The following is a 17,020-nucleotide window of genomic DNA, read 5'->3' on the forward strand; positions in this document are numbered from 1 at the left end:
TCTGCTCCTACAGGTCTGAAGGGTCTCGGCGGATGCGGTCAGAACGCGATCTTGTGGATGCCTGCGGCCAGGGCGGCGCCGGCGAGCGGGCCGACGACCGGGATCCAGGCATAGCGCCAGTCTGAACCGCCCTTGTTGGGCAGCGGCAGCAGCGCGTGCACGATGCGCGGGCCGAGGTCGCGGGCGGGGTTGATCGCGTAACCGGTCGGGCCGCCGAGCGAGAGGCCGATGCCGACGACGACGAAGGCCACCATCAGGGTGCCCGTGCCGCTGACGGCCAGGCCCTTGGTCAGACCCATGCAGAGGATGAAGAGCACCAGGGCGGCGGTGCCGATGATCTCGGTGACGAGGTTCTGCACCACGTTGCGGATCTCGGGGCCGGTGGAGAAGATGCCCAGCACCGGGCCGGCCTGCGGGGTCGCGGTCTGGTCGACCATGCCCTCGGCCGGGTTGAGCGTCGAGACGAGCTCGGGGTCCGTCAGATGGGCCTTGAACTGGCCGTAGTAGGCGAGCCAGACCAGCGTCGCACCGATCATCGCGCCCAGCATCTGGGAGCCGATGTAGAGCGGAACGTCGCTCCACTTGACGCCGCCGTCGATGGCGAGGCCGAGGGTGACGGCGGGGTTGAGGTGCGCACCTGACTTGGCGCCGATGTACGCACCGGTGAGCACGGCGAAGCCCCAGCCGAACGTGATGGCGAGCCAGCCGGCGTTCTGTGCCTTCGAACGCTTCAGGGTGACGGCGGCGCAGACGCCACCGCCGAGCAGGATCAACACTGCGGTACCGATGAGCTCACCGGTGAAGATGTCGGAGCTGGACACCCGCGACTCCTTTGTCCTTCGTCCAGGGGAAGGCGGACCCCCAGGTCCCTCCGGGTGGTCCGCAGCTCTCCGATGGAGAGCTTCGATCGGCCCGCGGCAGTGTCCACCATAGCGAATATTGTCGTTAGGTGTTCGACAATGCCGACCGATGCACGGCAGTTTTCTGCACGGTTAAGGGCTCGTCAAGAGTCCTGTGACCGAAAACTCTAGGCAGGAGTGGCTGAAAACTGCCGTACCGGACACGATCGGTTACCGACCAGTAGTACCCGGTAGTCACCACCGGGCACAACAAAGTCCCCGGGGTCAGAAGCGACCGGCTCCCAGGTCGCGGGAGACGGCGCGCGCGCAGTCCCGGACGGCGGCGACCAGCTGCGCCCGCAGCTCGCCGTCCTCACAGACCCGCTCCACCGCGCCCATGACGCCGACGGCCCCCACGGGCATCCGGTGCCGGTCGTGGATGGGGGCGGCCACCGAGGCCACACCCTCCCAGGTCTCCTCGACGTCCGCGGCCCAGCCGCGGGCGCGGGTCAGGTCCAGCACGCCCTCCAGGTCGGGCAGCGCGGTGACCGTCCGCACGGTGAACGCCTCGCGCTCGGCCTCCAGCAGCTGGCTGTGCGCCACCGGGTCGTAGGCGCACAGCACCTTGCCCAGGGCCGTGCTGTGCAGCGGCTGCATGGCGCCGACCTCCAGCACCTGCCGGCTGTCGTCCGGCCGGAAGACGTGGTGGACGATCAGCACCCCCTGCTGGTGCAGGACGCCCAGGTAGACGCTCTCGCCGCTGGAGCGGGCCAGGTCGTCCGCCCACAGCAGGGCGCGGGCACGCAGTTCGTGTACGTCCAGGTAGCTGTTGCCCAGGCGCAGCAGCTCGGCGCCGAGCTGGTAGCGCCCCGAGGCGGGGTCCTGCTCGACGAAGCCCTCCTGCTGCAGGGTGCGCAGGATGCCGTGGGCGGTGCCCTTGGCCAGCCCGAGTGCGGAGGCCACATCGGACAGTCCCAGCCGTCGTTCGCCCCCCGCGAGCAGCCGCAGCATCGCTGCCGCCCGTTCGAGCGACTGGATGGTCCGTGCCATCGCTCATCCTCCTCCGAAATGCCCGTTCGGCATTGCTGAACACTATCGGCCGATGCCGACCAGGAGATAGCTGACCGGCGGCTGGACCATGATCGCCGAGGCGCTCCGGGCCCCGCGCCCGGCCCCGTCCCCCGCGTATCCGACCCGTATCCGAAGGGTGGGACACCCGCCCGAATTCCGGTTGCTGCGGTTACGCTGACGGCGTGCGCCTTCTTCCGGAGGGCGCAAAGCCGACAGCCGTCGCAACCCCGGGAGCACTTCCATGGCCTCGTACACGCCATCGACCGCAAGCACCGCCCGAGCCTCCGAACTGCGGGAGGCGCTCGCCTCCCGGGTCGTCGTGGCCGACGGGGCCATGGGCACGATGCTCCAGGCGCAGGATCCGAGCATGGAGGACTTCGAGCAGCTCGAAGGCTGCAACGAGATCCTGAACGTCACCCGTCCCGACATCGTCCGCTCCGTCCACGAGGCGTACTTCGCGGTGGGCGTGGACTGCGTGGAGACCAACACCTTCGGCGCCAACCTCGCCGCCCTCGGCGAGTACGACGTGGCGCACCGCATCTTCGAGCTGTCCGAGGCGGGCGCCCGCGTCGCCCGCGAGACCGCCGACGACTTCACCGCCCGCGACGGGCGGACCCGCTGGGTGCTGGGCTCGGTGGGCCCGGGCACCAAGCTGCCGACGCTCGGTCACGCCCCGTACGCCGGCCTGCGCGACGCCTACCAGCAGAACGTCGAGGGGCTGGTCGCCGGCGGCGTCGACGCGGTCCTGGTGGAGACCACCCAGGACCTGCTCCAGACCAAGGCCTCGGTCATCGGCGCGCGGCGCGCCATGGAGTCCCTGGGCGCGGACCTTCCGCTGCTCGTCCAGGTGACGGTGGAGACCACCGGCACGATGCTCCTGGGCTCCGAGATCGGCGCGGCGCTGACCGCCCTGGAGCCGCTGGGCATCGACATGATCGGCCTCAACTGCGCCACCGGGCCGGCCGAGATGAGCGAACACCTGCGCTATCTCTCGCGGCACGCCCGTACCCGCGTCTCGGCCATGCCCAACGCCGGCCTGCCGGTCCTGGGCAAGGACGGCGCGCACTACCCCCTCTCCCCCGCCGAGCTCGCGGACGCCCATGAGACCTTCGTACGGGAGTACGGACTGTCCCTGGTCGGCGGCTGCTGCGGCACGACCCCGGAGCACCTGCGCCAGGTGGTCGAGCGCGTGCGCGGGCTGCAGCCCACGGAGCGGGAGCCGCGCCCCGAGCCCGGCGCCGCCTCCCTCTACCAGACGGTCCCCTTCCGCCAGGACACCGCCTACCTGGCCATCGGCGAGCGGACGAACGCCAACGGCTCGAAGAAGTTCCGCGAGGCCATGCTGGACGGCCGCTGGGACGACTGCGTGGAGATGGCCCGCGACCAGATCCGCGAGGGCGCCCACCTGCTCGACCTGTGCGTGGACTACGTGGGCCGGGACGGCGTGGCGGACATGGCCGAGATCGCCGGCCGCTTCGCCACCGCCTCGACGCTGCCCATCGTGCTGGACTCCACCGAACCGGCCGTCATCCAGGCGGGCCTGGAGAAGCTGGGCGGCCGGGCCGTCATCAACTCCGTCAACTACGAGGACGGCGACGGCCCGGAGTCGCGGTTCGCGCGGATCACCCGGCTGGCGGCCGAGCACGGCGCCGCGCTGATCGCGCTCACCATCGACGAGGAGGGCCAGGCCCGCACCGTCGAGAAGAAGGTCGAGATCGCGGAGCGGCTGATCGCCGACCTGACGGGCAACTGGGGGGTGCTGGAGTCGGACATCCTCATCGACTGCCTCACCTTCACCATCTGCACCGGTCAGGAGGAGTCCCGCAAGGACGGCATCGCCACGATCGAGGCGATCCGCGAGCTCAAGCGCCGCCACCCCGACGTGCAGACGACGCTGGGCCTGTCGAACATCTCCTTCGGCCTCAACCCGGCCGCCCGCATGGTCCTCAACTCCGTCTTCCTGGACGAGTGCGTCAAGGCCGGCCTGGACTCCGCCATCGTCCACGCCTCGAAGATCCTGCCCATCGCGCGCCTGGACGAGGAGCAGGTCAAGGTCGCCGGCGACCTGATCTACGACCGCCGCAGCGAGGGCTACGACCCGCTGCAGCGCCTGCTGGAGCTCTTCGAGGGCGTGGACACCAAGTCCATGAAGGCGGGCAAGGCCGAGGAGCTCCTCGCGCTGCCGCTGGAGGAGCGGCTGCGGCGCCGGATCATCGACGGCGAGAAGAACGGCCTGGACGCGGACCTCGACGCGGCGCTCGCCGAGCGCCCGGCGCTGGAAATCGTCAACGACACGCTGCTGGAGGGCATGAAGGTCGTCGGCGAGCTGTTCGGCTCGGGCCAGATGCAGCTGCCGTTCGTGCTCCAGTCGGCCGAGGTGATGAAGACGGCGGTGGCCTATCTGGAGCCGCACATGGAGAAGTCCGACGCGGAGGGCAAGGGCACGATCGTGCTGGCCACCGTCCGCGGCGACGTCCACGACATCGGCAAGAACCTGGTCGACATCATCCTGTCCAACAACGGCTACAACGTCGTCAACCTGGGCATCAAGCAGCCGGTCTCGGCGATCCTGGAGGCCGCCGAGGAGCACCGGGCGGACGTCATCGGCATGTCCGGCCTCCTGGTGAAGTCCACCGTGATCATGAAGGAGAACCTGGAGGAGCTCAACCAGCGCAAGCTGGCCGCCAGCTACCCGGTGATCCTCGGCGGCGCGGCCCTCACCCGCGCCTACGTCGAGCAGGACCTGCACGAGATCTACGAGGGCGAGGTGCGCTACGCCCGCGACGCCTTCGAGGGCCTGCGCCTGATGGACGCGCTGATCGCCGTCAAGCGGGGCGTGCCGGGCGCGACCCTGCCGGAGCTCAAGCAGCGGCGGGTGGCGAAGAAGGCGGCGACGGCCGTCCTGGAGGTGGAGGAGCCGGAGGGCTCGGTCCGCTCCGACGTCGCCGTCGACAACCGCGTGCCCGAGCCGCCGTTCTGGGGCACCCGTGTCATCAAGGGCATCCCGCTGAAGGACTACGCGTCCTGGCTGGACGAGGGCGCCCTGTTCAAGGGCCAGTGGGGCCTGAAGCAGGCCCGCGCCGGCGGCCCCACCTACGAGGAGCTGGTGGAGACCGAGGGCCGCCCGCGGCTGCGCGGCTGGCTGGACAAGCTCCACACCGAGAACCTGCTCGAAGCGGCCGTCGTCTACGGCTACTTCCCCTGCTACTCCAAGGGCGACGACCTCGTCCTCCTCAACGAGGACGGGACCGAGCGCACGCGCTTCACCTTCCCCCGGCAGCGCCGCGGGCGCCGGCTGTGCCTCGCGGACTACTTCCGCCCGGAGGAGTCCGGCGAGAAGGACGTGGTGGGCCTCCAGGTGGTCACGGTGGGCTCGCGGATCGGGGAGGCCACGGCCGAGCTGTTCGCCGCCGACGCCTACCGCGACTACCTCGAACTCCACGGCCTGTCCGTCCAGCTGGCCGAGGCCATGGCCGAGTACTGGCACGCCCGCGTGCGCGCCGAGCTCGGCTTCGCCGGCGAGGACCCGGCGGACGTGGAGGACATGTTCGCCCTGAAGTACCGCGGCGCCCGCTTCTCCCTGGGCTACGGGGCCTGCCCGAACCTGGAGGACCGCGCCAAGATCGCGGAGCTGCTGGAGCCGGAGCGGATCGGGGTCCACCTCTCCGAGGAGTTCCAGCTGCACCCGGAGCAGTCCACCGACGCGATCGTCATCCACCACCCGGAGGCGAAGTACTTCAACGCGCGCTGAGGCACGTCACCGCGCACCGGGCAGAACGCCGGAGGGCCGGGTGCGCACCGCTGAGCGGTGCGCACCCGGCCCTCTTCGCCGTTGTGCGGGTTCAGCGCGTCACAGCGCCACGCCGAGCAGGGCGTCGGCGGCCCGGGAGACGAGGCCGGGCGCGCCCTCGTCCGTGCCGCCGCCGGCGGCCTGGGCGGCCGCCCAGCGGTCGATGGCGGCAAGGGCCCGGGGCGAGTCGAGGTCGTCCGCGAGGGCCTCGCGGATCTCCTCCACCAGCGCGTCGGCGGACGGGCCGTCGGGGCGCGAGACGGCGGCGCGCCAGCGGCCGAGGCGCTCGACGGCCTCGTGCAGGACGGCGTCGGTCCACTCCCAGTCGGCGCGGTAGTGGTGCGCGAGGAGCGCGAGCCGGATCGCGGCGGGGTCGACGCCGTCGCGGCGCAGGGCCGAGACGAAGACGAGGTTGCCCTTGGATTTGGACATCTTCTCGCCGTGGAGCGCGACCATGCCGGCGTGGACGTAGCTCTTGGCGTAGGGGTGCTCGCCGGTGAGGACCTGGGCGTGCGAGACGCCCATCTCGTGGTGCGGGAAGACGAGGTCGGAGCCGCCGCCCTGCACGTCGAAGCCCATGCCGAGGTGCTCCAGGGCGATGGCGACGCACTCGATGTGCCAGCCGGGGCGGCCGGGGCCGAGCGAGGCGCCGTCCCAGCTGGGCTCGCCCGGGCGGGCGGCCATCCACAGCATGGGGTCCAGCGGGTTCTTCTTGCCGGGGCGTTCCGGGTCGCCGCCGCGCTCCGCGGAGAGCAGGCGCATGGCCTCGGCGTCGAGGCCGGAGACCTCGCCGAAGCGGCTGTCGGACTCGACGGAGAAGTAGACGTCGCCGTCGAGCTCGTAGGCGGCACCGGCGTCGCGCAGGCGCTCCACCAGGGGGACGATCTTCGGTATCGACTCGACGGCGCCGACGTAGTGCCGGGGCGGGAGCATCCGCAGGGCGGTCATGTCCTCGCGGAAGAGGGCGGTCTCCCGCTCGGCGAGCTCGGTCCAGTCGTCGCCGTTGGCGACGGCCCGCTCCAGCAGCGGGTCGTCGATGTCCGTGACGTTCTGGACGTAGTGGACCTGCCGCTTGGTGTCGAGCCACACGCGCTGAACGAGGTCGAACGCGTTGTAGGTCGCCGCGTGTCCCATGTGGGTGGCGTCGTACGGCGTGATGCCGCAGACGTAGATACGGGCGACGGGGCCGGGGACGAGGGTCACCCGTCCACCGGTCGCGGTGTCGTGGATCCGGAGGTCGCGGCCACTGCCGGGCAGGGCGGGAACCTCAGAAGCGGGCCAGGCATGCATGTCATGAGCGTAACCGGACGCATGTTCCGGATACGAACCGGATCCGGCTGTTGGCCGAACAGGCGCTCTTGTGGAAGTTCCCGGGCTGTGCAGGGGAATAGATCACGCCTGTCCGGCGTTCGGGGGCGAGGTCCGGCAGGGCCGATACCGGGGTGATCCGCTCACACCGGCGGCCACGGGATGGCCGGCCACTGCCCGCTGGGCTCCCGGTGCCGTCCCGTACGGAGCAGTTCCGCCACCCGGGTCCGCAGCGCCGTGATCTCCTCCGCGGTGATCAGCTCGGCGAGCCGCCCCGCCAAGGGGCTGCCGTCGGCCAGATTGGCCGAAAGACGCCGCAGCGCCTCCATGGCCTCCTCCGTGAGCGGCTCGCCCGCCCAGCCCCACAGCAGTGTGCGCAGCTTGTCGTCCGCGTTGAAGGTCACTCCGTGATCAATCGCATAGAGCCGGCCGTCCGCGGCCGGGAGCAGGTGGCCGCCCTTGCGGTCCCCGTTGTTGATCACGGCGTCCAGCACGGCCAGCCGACGCAGCCGCTCGTCGTCGGCGTGCACGAGCAGCGCCGTGCGCTCCTCGCCCACGTCGGCGAGGCCCACGGCCTTCCAGCCCGGCTCCGGCTCCTCGCCCTCGACGAGTGCGAGCAGCGCCGCGTCCTCGGCGGAGGCCTCGATCCACATCTGGCACATGCCCTCGCCGTACGGGCCGTCGCGCAGCACGGTGGGCGGCACCAGGCCCCATCCCATGGCCTCGGAGAGCTCGTACGCGGCGACCTCGCGCTGGGCGAGCGTGCCGTCGGGGAAGTCCCACAGGGGCCGCTCCCCCGCGACGGGCTTGTAGACGCAGGCGGCGCTCACGCCCTCGTACTCGACCGTGCAGTACAGCACCGCGTTGGACGCTCCGGAGATCCGGCCACGGACCGTCAGCTCGCCCTTGGCCAGCAGTTCCTGCGGGCTCACGCGCCGCGGCGGTATCCGTTCTGGCGCGGACATACGTGTCCCTCCGGGTCGAGCGGCAGACTGCACAGCGGGCACGGCGGGCGGCCGGCGTTCACGACCTCCAGGGCGCGCTTGGCGAAGGCGCGGGCCATGGTGCCGGTGATGCGGACGCGCAGCATCGGCGGGCCGTTCGTCTCGTCCTGGAGGAGGCGCTCCTCGGCCTCGGCGAGGTCCTCGTCGGTGGCGGCGTCCAGCTCGACGAGGGCCTGCGCCTCGACGATCATGCGCTGGTGCTCGCCGTCCCAGGCCAGGGCCATGGTGCCGACGCGGAACTCCTCGTCGATGGGGGTCACGAGCGGGCCCGTGTCGGCGAGCTCGGCCGGGGCGACCGCGGGCACGGGGGCGCTGCCGCCCGTGCGCCGGACGACCTCGTCCAGCAGCTCGTCGATGCGCTCGGCGAGCGCCTCGACCTGGGCCTTCTCCAGGGCGACGGAGGTGGTGCGGCCGGCCGCGGTGGCCTGCAGGAAGAAGGTGCGGCGGCCAGGCAGCCCGACCGTACCGGCGACGAAACGGTCCGGCGGGTCGTAGAGGAACACCTGACGGGACAACGTCCTGCTCCATTTGGTTCGGGTCGTTCGGGCGATCGGAGTGCGGGCGATCGTTCTCCGGCGGATCCGGCGCCGGTCACGGGGTGACGGGCGGACCCTGCCGCGCCACCACCCTACTGCGCGCCGCGATCACGGTGCCCCCGCCCCGCCCCCCACGACGCCGTCCTCCTCCGGGCGCCGCGCCTGCCCCGGCGTCTCCTCGTGCGGCGCGAGGCCGCGCAGGTCGCCGGTGTCGCCGAGGCGCACCAGGAAGGGGCGCAGCCGGGTGTAGCGGATCGCGGTGACCGAGCAGGGGTCGACGGCGATGCGCTGGAAGAGGTCGAGGTGCAGGCCCAGGGCGTCGGCGACGAGGGCCTTGATGATGTCGCCGTGCGTGCACACCAGGTAGCAGGCGTCGTGGCCGTGCCCGGCCTCCATGCGGGCGTTCCAGTCCCGTACGGCGTCGACGGCGCGGGCCTGCATGGCCCGTACGGACTCGCCGCCCGGGAAGGCGGCGGAGGACGGGTGGCGCTGGACGACCTCCCAGAGGGGTTCGTCCGTGAGCTCGGCGATCTTGCGGCCGGACCAGTCGCCGTAGTCGCACTCGCCGACACGCTCGTCGGTGTGCAGGGCCAGGCCCGGGCGGGCGGCGAGGAGGGGCGCCAGGGTCTCGCGGCAGCGCTGGAGGGGGCTCGTGACGGCCGCGGCGAGGGGCACCTGCGCGAGCCGGCCCGGGAGGGCGGCCGCCTGGGCGGTGCCGCGCTCGTCCAGGGCGATGCCGGGGGTGCGTCCCGCGAGGACTCCACCGGTATTGGCGGTGGACCGGCCGTGCCGGACCAGGATCAGCGTGGGCATGGCCGCCAGGGTACGGCCTGTGCGGCGGGCGGGGGCGGGCGCGCGGGTGCCGGCGGCCGCGGATTCCGCCGGACCGCGGCCCGGTCCCGGGTGCGTTTTCCGCGCCGGAGGCGCCGACTCCGTGTGCTCCGGGCGAATCGGCGGCACAATGCCCTGCGTGATCGTGGACTGCGCCATCTACCGGGACGGACGCCGCACCGAGGGCCCCGCCGACTTCTCCGATGCCCTGGACGAGGCACGGGCGGCGGGTGACTCCTTCCTGTGGGTCGGGCTGCACGAGCCGACGGAGGAGGAGTTCGAGCTCATCACGAGCGAGTTCAACCTGCATCCGCTGGCGGTGGAGGACGCCCTGAAGGCACATCAGCGGCCGAAGCTGGAGCTCTACAACGGCTCCCTGTTCGTCGTGCTCAAGCCGGTGACGTACGACGACGACGCGGACACGGTCACCACGAGCGAGCTGATGCTGTTCGTCGGCGACTCGTTCGTGGTGACCGTGCGGCACGGCGAGGGCAGCCCGCTCGCGGAGGTGCGGCAGCGGCTGGAGCACGAGCGGGAAGTGCTGCGGCACGGGCCGGCCTCGGTGCTCTACGCGGTGTGCGACGCGGTCGTGGACCACTACACCGAGGTGGCCACGGAGCTTCAGCTGGACCTGGAGGAGCTGGAGGCGGAGGTGTTCGCCCCGATGGGCGGCGACAACCGGACCATCGCGTCGCGGATCTACTCGTTCAAGCGGCAGGTGCTGGAGTTCCGGCGGGCCTCGGCGCCGCTGGCCGAGCCGATGGGGCGGCTCGCGGGGCTGGGCGTGCCGTTCGTGCCGGAGCGGTCGCAGCCGTTCTTCCGGGACGTCAGCGACCACTTGACGCGGGCGAACGAGTCCGTCGAGGGCCTGGACCGGCTGCTGTCGGACATACTGTCCGCCCACCTCGCGCAGATGGGCGTCCAGCAGAACGACGACATGCGCAAGATCTCGGCGTGGGCGGCGATGGCGGCCGTCCCGACGATGATCGCCGGGATCTACGGGATGAACTTCGACCACATGTGGGAGCTGCGGCAGCCGTGGGCCTATCCGGCGGTCGTGGTGGTGATGGCGGCGCTGGTGTTCTGGCTGCACCGGCTGTTCAAGCGGCGCGGGTGGCTGTGAGCGCGGGACGGCTGTGAGCGCGGGACGGCTGTGAGCGCGGGACGGCTGTGAGTCCGTACCCGGACCCGTCCGTCAGGCGAACTCGGGCTCGGAGGCCGGTGCTCCGCCCAGCGCGTCGCGGTGTTCCGGCATGCGCAGGGTGACCATCCGCCGCCAGCCGGCCAGCCGCTCGTAGGCGTACGCGGCCCGGATGCCGAGGGACAGCGCGAGCGCCTTCGGCCGGGGCCAGCGCAGGATGGCCCCCATGCGCTCCATGACGGCCAGGCTCACGTCCCGGTAGACGCGGCTCTCCGCGCGGGCGCTCTCCCGCAGGACCGCGCGGATGGTCCGGCCGTGGCCCTCGCGCGCCAGACGCAGCAGCTCCTCGTGGCAGTACGAGAGGTGGTTGACCTCGTCGTGGGCGATCATCCGGATCGCCCTGCCGACCTCGGGGTGGTCGCCGAAGTGCGTGGTGAGCATCTCCATCTGGTCGGCGGCGCGCTGCTCGGTGACACGGCTGTGCGCGAGGTAGGTCACGACGTCCCGCTCGGTCAGCGGCTTCTCGCCGTGGAGGAGTGTGTGGGGCAGGCCGATGCCGCGGCGTTCGAGGAGCATCGTGTAGTCGGTGTCGCCGGGCACCGGGACGGGTTCGAGGCCGCGCTTGCGCAGCAGGGCGTGGAAGATGCGGCCGTGCTTGTCCTCGTCGGCGCCGTGCCGGGCGATCTTCGGCGCGAGGGCGCGCTGCTCCTCCGGGACGAGAGCGGCGATCCGGGCGTTCTCCCAGCCGCCCTGCGCCTCGCCGCTGGCGGCGATGGAGCAGAAGAGCCGGTACGCCTCGTCGTCGTTGAGGATCTCCTGGAACAGGCTTCTGGCCGAGAGCATGACGGACCCACCTCCGTTCACGGCGCATGGCGCATGCGTCCCGTGAACCCCGAGTCAAGTGCCATCGTTGCGGAGCGGCAATCGGGGGCGGTGTCCGCTCGGCCGAATGCGCGACGCCGGAGGCCGTGCCGGGCGCGTAACCCGGCGCCCGTACGGGCGTTGTCTTCTGTACCGGCCGTGGCGGGGAAGGCCCCCGAGCCCCCACCACGGCCGCTGGTCTTCTCTGTTTCTCCGCTCTCTCCGCTTCCGCGGGTTACGCCAGGCCGGCGCGCTCCAGGGCCTCGACGCCCGCCCGCAGGCTCGCGATCCGCTCGTCCAGCGTGAAGCCGGCCGGGGCGAGGGACAGCGTGGTCACGCCGGCCGCGGCGTAGGCCTGCATACGGTCGGCGATGCGGTCCACGGAGCCGATGAGCGTGGTGGAGTCGATCAGGTCGCGGGGGACGGCCGCGGCGGCGCCCGCCTTGTCCCCGGCCAGGTACTTCTCCTGGATCTCGGCGGCGGCCTTCCCGTAGCCCATGCGCTGCGCCAGCTTGTTGTAGAAGTTCTGCTTCGCGCTGCCCATGCCGCCGACGTAGAGGGCGGTGTACGGGCGGAAGAGGTCGGCCAGGCCGTCGATGTCGTCGCCGACGGCCATGGGGACGGTCGGGACGATGTCGAAGCCGTCGAGGTCCTTGCCGGCCTTCGCGCGGCCGGCGCGGAGCGCGCCGAGCGTGGTCTCCTCGGCGTGCTCGGGGGCGAAGAAGACGAGGAGCGCGCCGTCGGCGATCTCGCCGGTCTGCTCCAGGTTCTTCGGGCCGATGGCGGCGATGTACAGCGGGATGTGCTCGCGGACCGGGTGAACGGTGAGCTTGATGGGCTTGCCGGGGCCGTCGGGGAGCGGCAGGGTCCAGTGCGCGCCCTCGTGCGTGAGGCGCTCGCGGGACATGGCCTTGCGGATGATCTCCACGTACTCGCGGGTGCGGGCCAGCGGCTTGTCGAACCGCACGCCGTACCAGCCCTCGGACACCTGCGGGCCGGACACGCCGAGGCCGAGCCGGAAGCGGCCGCCGGAGAGCGAGTCGAGGGTGGCGGCGGTCATCGCCGTCATGCTGGGCGTCCGGGCGGGGATCTGGAAGATGCCCGAGCCGACGTCGATGCGCTCGGTCTGCGCGGCGACCCAGGACAGGACGGTGGCGGCGTCGGAGCCGTAGGCCTCGGCGGCCCAGCAGACCGAGTAGCCCAGCCGGTCAGCCTCGCGGGCGACGGCGAGGTTGTCGGCGTCCATCCCCGCGCCCCAGTAGCCGAGGTTGATCCCGAGCTTCATGCGACTCATGCCGGCTCCCCTTACTGATCAGTAACGTCCTTGTTGCGGGGACTGTAGCGCGCCGCCGCGGGGTACGTCACCGGTCGGCCGGTGGGGCGTTGTCCACAGGCGGCCACGGCGGGGGCCGCGGCCAGTAATCTCAGCGCTCATGGAACTGAGGCATCTCGGCCGTACGGGCCTGCGGGTGTCCCGGATCGGGCTCGGCACGCTCACCTGGGGCCGGGACACCGACGAGGGCGACGCCGCAGAGCAGTTGAAGACGTTCTGGGAGGCCGGCGGCACGCTGATCGACACGGCGGACGTGTATGCGGACGGCGCGGCCGAGTATCTCCTCGGGCAGCTGATGGAGGATCTGGTGCCGCGCCGCGACCTGGTCATCGCGACCAAGTCCGGCAGCGTCCCCGATCCCGACCGGCGCTTCGACGGCTCGCGCGGCCACCTGCTTGACGCGCTCGACGCCTCCCTGGAGCGGCTCGGCACGGACCACGTGGATCTGTGGCAGATCCACGCCTTCGATCCGCACACGCCCGTCGAGGAGACCCTCCAGGCCGTCGACATCGCCGTCACCAGCGGCCGCGCCCGCTACGCCGGCGTCTCCAACTTCTGCGGCTGGCAGCTCGCCCGCGCCGCCACGTGGCAGCTCGCCGCGCCCGGCGTCCGTACGCGGCTGGCCAGCACCCAGATGGAGTATTCGCTGCTCCAGCGCGGCATCGAGCGCGAGGTGCTGCCGGCCGCGCTGGACCTCGGGATCGGGGTGCTGCCCTCGTCGCCGCTCGGCCGCGGCGTCCTCACCGGCAAGTACCGCCACACGACGCCCGCCGACTCCCGCGGCGCCTCCGGGCACCTGGCGCCCTTCGTCGCCCCGTATCTGGACGAGACGGCGGGCCGCGTGGTCGACGCCGTCGCCACCGCGGCGGACGGGCTCGCCACGACGGCCCTGAAGGTCGCCCTCGCCTGGGTCCGCGACCGCCCCGGAGTCGTCGCCCCGATCGTCGGCGCGCGCACGGCGCAGCAGCTCAGGTCCGCGTTGTCAGTGGAGAGCCTTACGCTTCCCGACGAGATCTGCCGGGCGCTGGACGATGTCTCGGCGCCCGTGCACCGCTATCCCGATCAGGACTGGAGCACCCTGTGAACACCGATCGCCTCCCCGGCGACCCCGCCGCGGAACCGCCGGAGGGCCCCGCCCTCACCGGCGAGAAACCGGCCGCCGCGGACGGCGAACCCGCCACCGAGGGTGCGGGCGCCACCTCCGGCGAGGAACCGGCCGTGGCTCCCGCCGCTCCTGGCGGCGAGCCCGCCGCCCCCTCGCGCGGCAGCGCCGGCGAGCCCGACGCGCCGGAGGCCGCGCGGAGCGCTCCGGGCTCGCCCGCCGCGCGCCCCGCAGCCGCGGCACCCAAGAGTGCCGTTGCCGAGGCGCTCGCCGCGGCCGTTCGGGCCGTGGAGAGCGGAGAGCGGGACGCGGCGTCGTTCTTTACGGAGGCGCCGCGGCGCGCGCCCGCCCGGCCGCCCCGCCAAGCGGCACCCGCACCCGCCCCCGCGCCGGCCGCCGCCGCGGCCCCCCGCATCGACGCCGAGGGCCTCGCCGGCGTACGGCAGGTCCTCGCCGCGGGCGGCGCGCCCGAGCAGCTCGCGGTCCCCGTCGCCGAGGCCCTGGGCGAGCAGGCCGCCGAGGCCCTCCAGGAGGACCCCTGGCGGCTGCTGGCCGTCCCGGGCGTACGGCCCGAGCAGGCGGACGGCTTCGCGCGGGCCCTGCTGGGCACGGAGGCCGGCCCCGGGGACGAGCGCCGGGCCCAGGCCCTGACCGGCTGGCTGCTGGAGCGCGCCGCGCTCGAAGGCCACACCGTCCTGGAGGCGCCGGCCTTGACCGCGGCCCTCGCCCAGCACGCCGTCCCGGACCCGGACGAGGCCCTCCAGTCCGCCATCGCCGAGGGCACGGTCCTGGTGTTCCAGGAGGCCGTGGAGCCCGCGCCCGGCGCCGCCGCGCCCCAGGGCGAGGACGAGGAGGTCCCGGTGCGCCTGCTCCTGGGCCTCGACCGCTACGCCATGGCCGAGGAGAGCCTCGCCGACGGCCTGGCCCGGCTGATCAGCACGTTCACGGCCGGCGAAGCCGAGTGGGAGGGGGCGGCGGCCACTGCCCCCACACCCTCCGCAGCGGAGCTGATCCGCGCCGCGTCGGCCGCGGGCCTCGTCACGCACAGCGGCGGCGAGGCCGCCCGCGCCGAGCCGGCCGCCCTGGTCGCCGCGGCCCGCGCCCTGGGCCTGCGCGCCTGCGCCGCCGCGCACACCGAGGACGGCCGCCGGCGCCTGGCGGCGGCGGGCGATCCGGAAGCGGTGACGGTGGCGGGCCTGCTGTCCGGCGCGGAGGGCCCCGGCCGGGACGAGGACGGTGCCCTCGCCCTCGACGTGCTGGCCGTCCTGGACGCCCCGCAGCTCGACGTCGAGACGGCGGCCGTGCTGGTGGAGTCGCTCGCCGACGGCACCCGCCTGGTGCTCAGCGGCGACCCGGCCGTCCTGTGGTCCGCCGGCCCGGGCCGCGTCTTCGCGGACGTGGTGGCGGCCCGCGCCTGCCCGGCGGTCGTCTCCCGCACGCCGGACGAGGGCCCGGTCGGCGAGCTGGTGTCGGGGATCGGCGTCGGCGAGCTGACGCAGCCGGCGGCCCCCGGCAAGGAGGTCGTGATCGTCCCGGTGCGGGATCCGGGCGAGGCCGTGCACCGCACGGTGCAGCTGGTCGCGGATTCCATCCCGCGGGCCATCGGCGTGCCCGCCGAGCAGACCCAGGTGATCACCCCGGGCCACGGCGGCCCCGCCGGCACCCGCGCGCTCAACGCGGCGCTGAAGGAGCGACTGAACCCCGGCCCCGGCCGGTTCGGCGGCTTCGACCCGGGCGACCGCGTGGCGTACGTGCCGGCGCCGGGCCGCATGGTCCCCGGCACCGTGACCGCCGCGGAGCCGGAAGGGCTCCGGCTGGACTGCGGCGGCTCCTCCGTGCTCGTCCCGCGGGAGCGCGTGGCCGACATGGTCCGCCCCGGCTGGGCCGTCACCGCCCATCAGGCGGCCGGCATCCGCTGGCCGGCGGCCGTGGTCGTCCTGCCGGGCGACGCGGCCCGTACGCTCACGCGCTCGTGGGTCTACACAGCCTTCGGCCGGGCCGGGCAGCACCTGTCCGTCGTGCACGGCGTGGACCAGGCGCTGCCCCGCGCGGTCGCGGAGGTCCCGGCGAAGGAGCGGACGACCCGGCTGCGGGCCCTGCTGCGGGCCCAGGTGCGTCCGGCCGAGTGAGGCATCCGGGCCCGGGCACGTGCCCGGGCCCGGAGCGGGTCAGCGCTTGGGGGAGGAAGCCGGCGCGCCGCCGCTCCCTGCCTCCGGAGTGCCGTGCGCATCGTCGTCGGCGTCGACGTCCAGGACGTCATCACCGTCGTCCCCGTCATCGACGTCGTCGACGTCATCCGCATCGTCGTCGCCGTCGTCGTCCAGATCCTGCTCCTCGTCGAAGACCGCGCTGACGTCGAACCGGCAGATCACCCGCTGCGGGTCGGCCTGCTCGAAGGGCACCGACAGCCACTCCCCCGGCTCCGCGGGGTCCTCCGCCGCGGTGACCCAGAGCGTGGAGTCGCCTTCCTCAAGGCCGAATTCCTTGTGCCGCGAGGCGATCTCGTCCGGCTCGTACTCACCGAAGATCACTCCGAGCGCGGCGTGCACGCTGCCCCCCACGTTGCCCACGGCCGCGGCGGCCGTCCCGGGCGGCGTGTCGACATCGGGGTCGAGGTCGGCGACGCGCTGGGCCTGGGCGAGGAGCCGCTGCGGCTCGACCACGGCGTAGTCCCTGCGGATCATGACGCTGAGCGCGCTCGGCTCCTCCGGTCCGGCGTAGGCGGGCAGGGTGTCGTCGCCGGGGATCTCGAAGGGCGTGACCTCGTCGTAGACGTCGTAGAGCAGCTCGTCGTAGGCCTCGGCTGTCGCGGCCAGGTCGTTGAACGCGGCGTAGACGGCCGGGTCGTCCTCGCCCGACCGGCGTTCGACGGCGTCGAGGTGGCGGTCCAGAGCGGCTTTGACCGCCTCGGCGGCGGCGCGTACCTCGGCAGCGGATGGCTGCGCAGCATCAGACATAGTGCAGACGCTATCCGCACCAGGCCCGTTCCCGCACAATAGATGCGATGCCGGAATACGAATTCTGTGATGTGTATGTGCCACGGGGGGTCTCCCGGGGTGCCGCCACACGCCTGCTGACCGATCACGCCGAGTACGGACACTGGGAGTTGGACCGACTTCGCCTCTACCCCGACGGCAGTCGCAGAGTGCGGCTGCGCCGCAGGATCATCCGCCAGGTGCGCGCCACCTGGTGACACGCAGACGG

Annotated in this window: 14 protein-coding genes; 5 read left to right on the forward strand and 9 right to left on the reverse strand. The window is 72.8% G+C overall.

What is annotated here, in order from left to right; genetic code table 11:
- Window positions 1-38 precede the first annotated feature (38 nt).
- Window positions 39-821: an MIP/aquaporin family protein gene (locus PS271_RS04270; RefSeq protein ID WP_398380221.1), complete on the reverse strand. Its 783-nt coding sequence runs from the start codon at window positions 819-821 to the stop codon at window positions 39-41.
- 303 nt (window positions 822-1,124) lie between these two features.
- Window positions 1,125-1,889, reverse strand: a complete 765-nt coding sequence (locus PS271_RS04275) for an IclR family transcriptional regulator (protein WP_194961976.1) — start codon at window positions 1,887-1,889, stop codon at window positions 1,125-1,127.
- A gap of 262 nt (window positions 1,890-2,151) precedes the next feature.
- Between PS271_RS04275 and metH the strand changes: the two genes are divergently transcribed.
- Window positions 2,152-5,661, forward strand: coding sequence for a methionine synthase (metH, locus tag PS271_RS04280; protein WP_398380223.1), 3,510 nt, complete (start codon window positions 2,152-2,154; stop codon window positions 5,659-5,661).
- A 99-nt stretch (window positions 5,662-5,760) separates the two neighbouring features.
- Here the strand turns inward: metH and mshC are convergent, their stop codons facing one another.
- From mshC to PS271_RS04300, 4 genes are all read right to left on the reverse strand, one after another.
- Window positions 5,761-6,990 carry a cysteine--1-D-myo-inosityl 2-amino-2-deoxy-alpha-D-glucopyranoside ligase gene (gene mshC / locus PS271_RS04285; protein ID WP_398380225.1) on the reverse strand — a complete coding sequence of 410 codons (1,230 nt, stop codon included), beginning with the start codon at window positions 6,988-6,990 and terminating at the stop codon, window positions 5,761-5,763.
- Window positions 6,991-7,151: 161 nt separating this feature from the next.
- Window positions 7,152-7,973, reverse strand: a complete 822-nt coding sequence (locus PS271_RS04290) for an SCO1664 family protein (protein WP_398380227.1) — start codon at window positions 7,971-7,973, stop codon at window positions 7,152-7,154.
- Window positions 7,937-8,527, reverse strand: coding sequence for a DUF3090 domain-containing protein (locus tag PS271_RS04295; protein WP_398380229.1), 591 nt, complete (start codon window positions 8,525-8,527; stop codon window positions 7,937-7,939). Before PS271_RS04295 ends, PS271_RS04290 begins: the two co-directional genes overlap by 37 nt.
- A 129-nt stretch (window positions 8,528-8,656) precedes the next feature.
- The gene (locus PS271_RS04300) at window positions 8,657-9,361 is read right to left on the reverse strand and encodes a histidine phosphatase family protein (RefSeq protein WP_398380231.1); all 705 of its coding nucleotides are present in this window, start codon (window positions 9,359-9,361) and stop codon (window positions 8,657-8,659) included.
- A gap of 148 nt (window positions 9,362-9,509) precedes the next feature.
- Here PS271_RS04300 and PS271_RS04305 point away from each other — a divergent pair, with 148 nt between their 5' ends.
- Entirely contained in the window at window positions 9,510-10,502 is a 993-nt protein-coding gene (locus PS271_RS04305) for a magnesium and cobalt transport protein CorA (RefSeq protein ID WP_398380233.1), read from the forward strand.
- 72 nt (window positions 10,503-10,574) lie between these two features.
- Here PS271_RS04305 and PS271_RS04310 read toward each other — a convergent pair whose 3' ends face one another.
- Together PS271_RS04310 and PS271_RS04315 are read right to left on the reverse strand one after the other, a co-directional pair.
- Window positions 10,575-11,363 (reverse strand): ferritin-like domain-containing protein, encoded by a 789-nt coding sequence (locus tag PS271_RS04310; RefSeq protein WP_398380234.1) that lies wholly within the window; start codon window positions 11,361-11,363, stop codon window positions 10,575-10,577.
- Between the two features lie 253 nt (window positions 11,364-11,616).
- Window positions 11,617-12,666 carry an LLM class F420-dependent oxidoreductase gene (locus PS271_RS04315; protein ID WP_359595384.1) on the reverse strand — a complete coding sequence of 350 codons (1,050 nt, stop codon included), beginning with the start codon at window positions 12,664-12,666 and terminating at the stop codon, window positions 11,617-11,619.
- A gap of 148 nt (window positions 12,667-12,814) precedes the next feature.
- Between PS271_RS04315 and PS271_RS04320 the strand changes: the two genes are divergently transcribed.
- On the forward strand, window positions 12,815-13,798 hold the full coding sequence (locus PS271_RS04320) for an aldo/keto reductase (RefSeq protein WP_398380236.1): 984 nt from the start codon (window positions 12,815-12,817) through the stop codon (window positions 13,796-13,798).
- Entirely contained in the window at window positions 13,795-15,945 is a 2,151-nt protein-coding gene (locus PS271_RS04325; protein ID WP_398380238.1) for a helix-hairpin-helix domain-containing protein, read from the forward strand. Before PS271_RS04320 ends, PS271_RS04325 begins: the two co-directional genes overlap by 4 nt.
- 39 nt (window positions 15,946-15,984) lie before the next feature.
- Here the strand turns inward: PS271_RS04325 and PS271_RS04330 are convergent, their stop codons facing one another.
- Entirely contained in the window at window positions 15,985-16,773 is a 789-nt protein-coding gene (locus PS271_RS04330; RefSeq protein WP_398380239.1) for a hypothetical protein, read from the reverse strand.
- A 47-nt stretch (window positions 16,774-16,820) separates the two neighbouring features.
- Here PS271_RS04330 and PS271_RS04335 point away from each other — a divergent pair, with 47 nt between their 5' ends.
- Window positions 16,821-17,009, forward strand: coding sequence for a DUF5703 family protein (locus tag PS271_RS04335; protein WP_106678739.1), 189 nt, complete (start codon window positions 16,821-16,823; stop codon window positions 17,007-17,009).
- The last annotated feature ends 11 nt before the right edge of the window (window positions 17,010-17,020 follow it).

The sequence above is a fragment of the Streptomyces sp. SCA2-17 genome (assembly GCF_044336695.1).

Excerpts from the sequence above, each read along its gene's own strand:
- PS271_RS04300 (WP_398380231.1), bottom strand. The coding sequence starts at position 9,361 with ATGCCCACGCTGATCCTGGTCCGGCACGGCCGGTCCACCGCCAATACC.
- PS271_RS04305 (WP_398380233.1), top strand. The coding sequence starts at position 9,510 with ATGCCCTGCGTGATCGTGGACTGCGCCATCTACCGGGACGGACGCCGC.
- PS271_RS04310 (WP_398380234.1), bottom strand. The coding sequence starts at position 11,363 with ATGCTCTCGGCCAGAAGCCTGTTCCAGGAGATCCTCAACGACGACGAG.
- PS271_RS04335 (WP_106678739.1), top strand. The coding sequence starts at position 16,821 with ATGCCGGAATACGAATTCTGTGATGTGTATGTGCCACGGGGGGTCTCC.
- PS271_RS04320 (WP_398380236.1), top strand. The coding sequence starts at position 12,815 with ATGGAACTGAGGCATCTCGGCCGTACGGGCCTGCGGGTGTCCCGGATC.
- metH (WP_398380223.1), top strand. The coding sequence starts at position 2,152 with ATGGCCTCGTACACGCCATCGACCGCAAGCACCGCCCGAGCCTCCGAA.
- PS271_RS04330 (WP_398380239.1), bottom strand. The coding sequence starts at position 16,773 with ATGTCTGATGCTGCGCAGCCATCCGCTGCCGAGGTACGCGCCGCCGCC.
- PS271_RS04290 (WP_398380227.1), bottom strand. The coding sequence starts at position 7,973 with ATGTCCGCGCCAGAACGGATACCGCCGCGGCGCGTGAGCCCGCAGGAA.
- PS271_RS04275 (WP_194961976.1), bottom strand. The coding sequence starts at position 1,889 with ATGGCACGGACCATCCAGTCGCTCGAACGGGCGGCAGCGATGCTGCGG.
- PS271_RS04315 (WP_359595384.1), bottom strand. The coding sequence starts at position 12,666 with ATGAAGCTCGGGATCAACCTCGGCTACTGGGGCGCGGGGATGGACGCC.
- mshC (WP_398380225.1), bottom strand. The coding sequence starts at position 6,990 with ATGCATGCCTGGCCCGCTTCTGAGGTTCCCGCCCTGCCCGGCAGTGGC.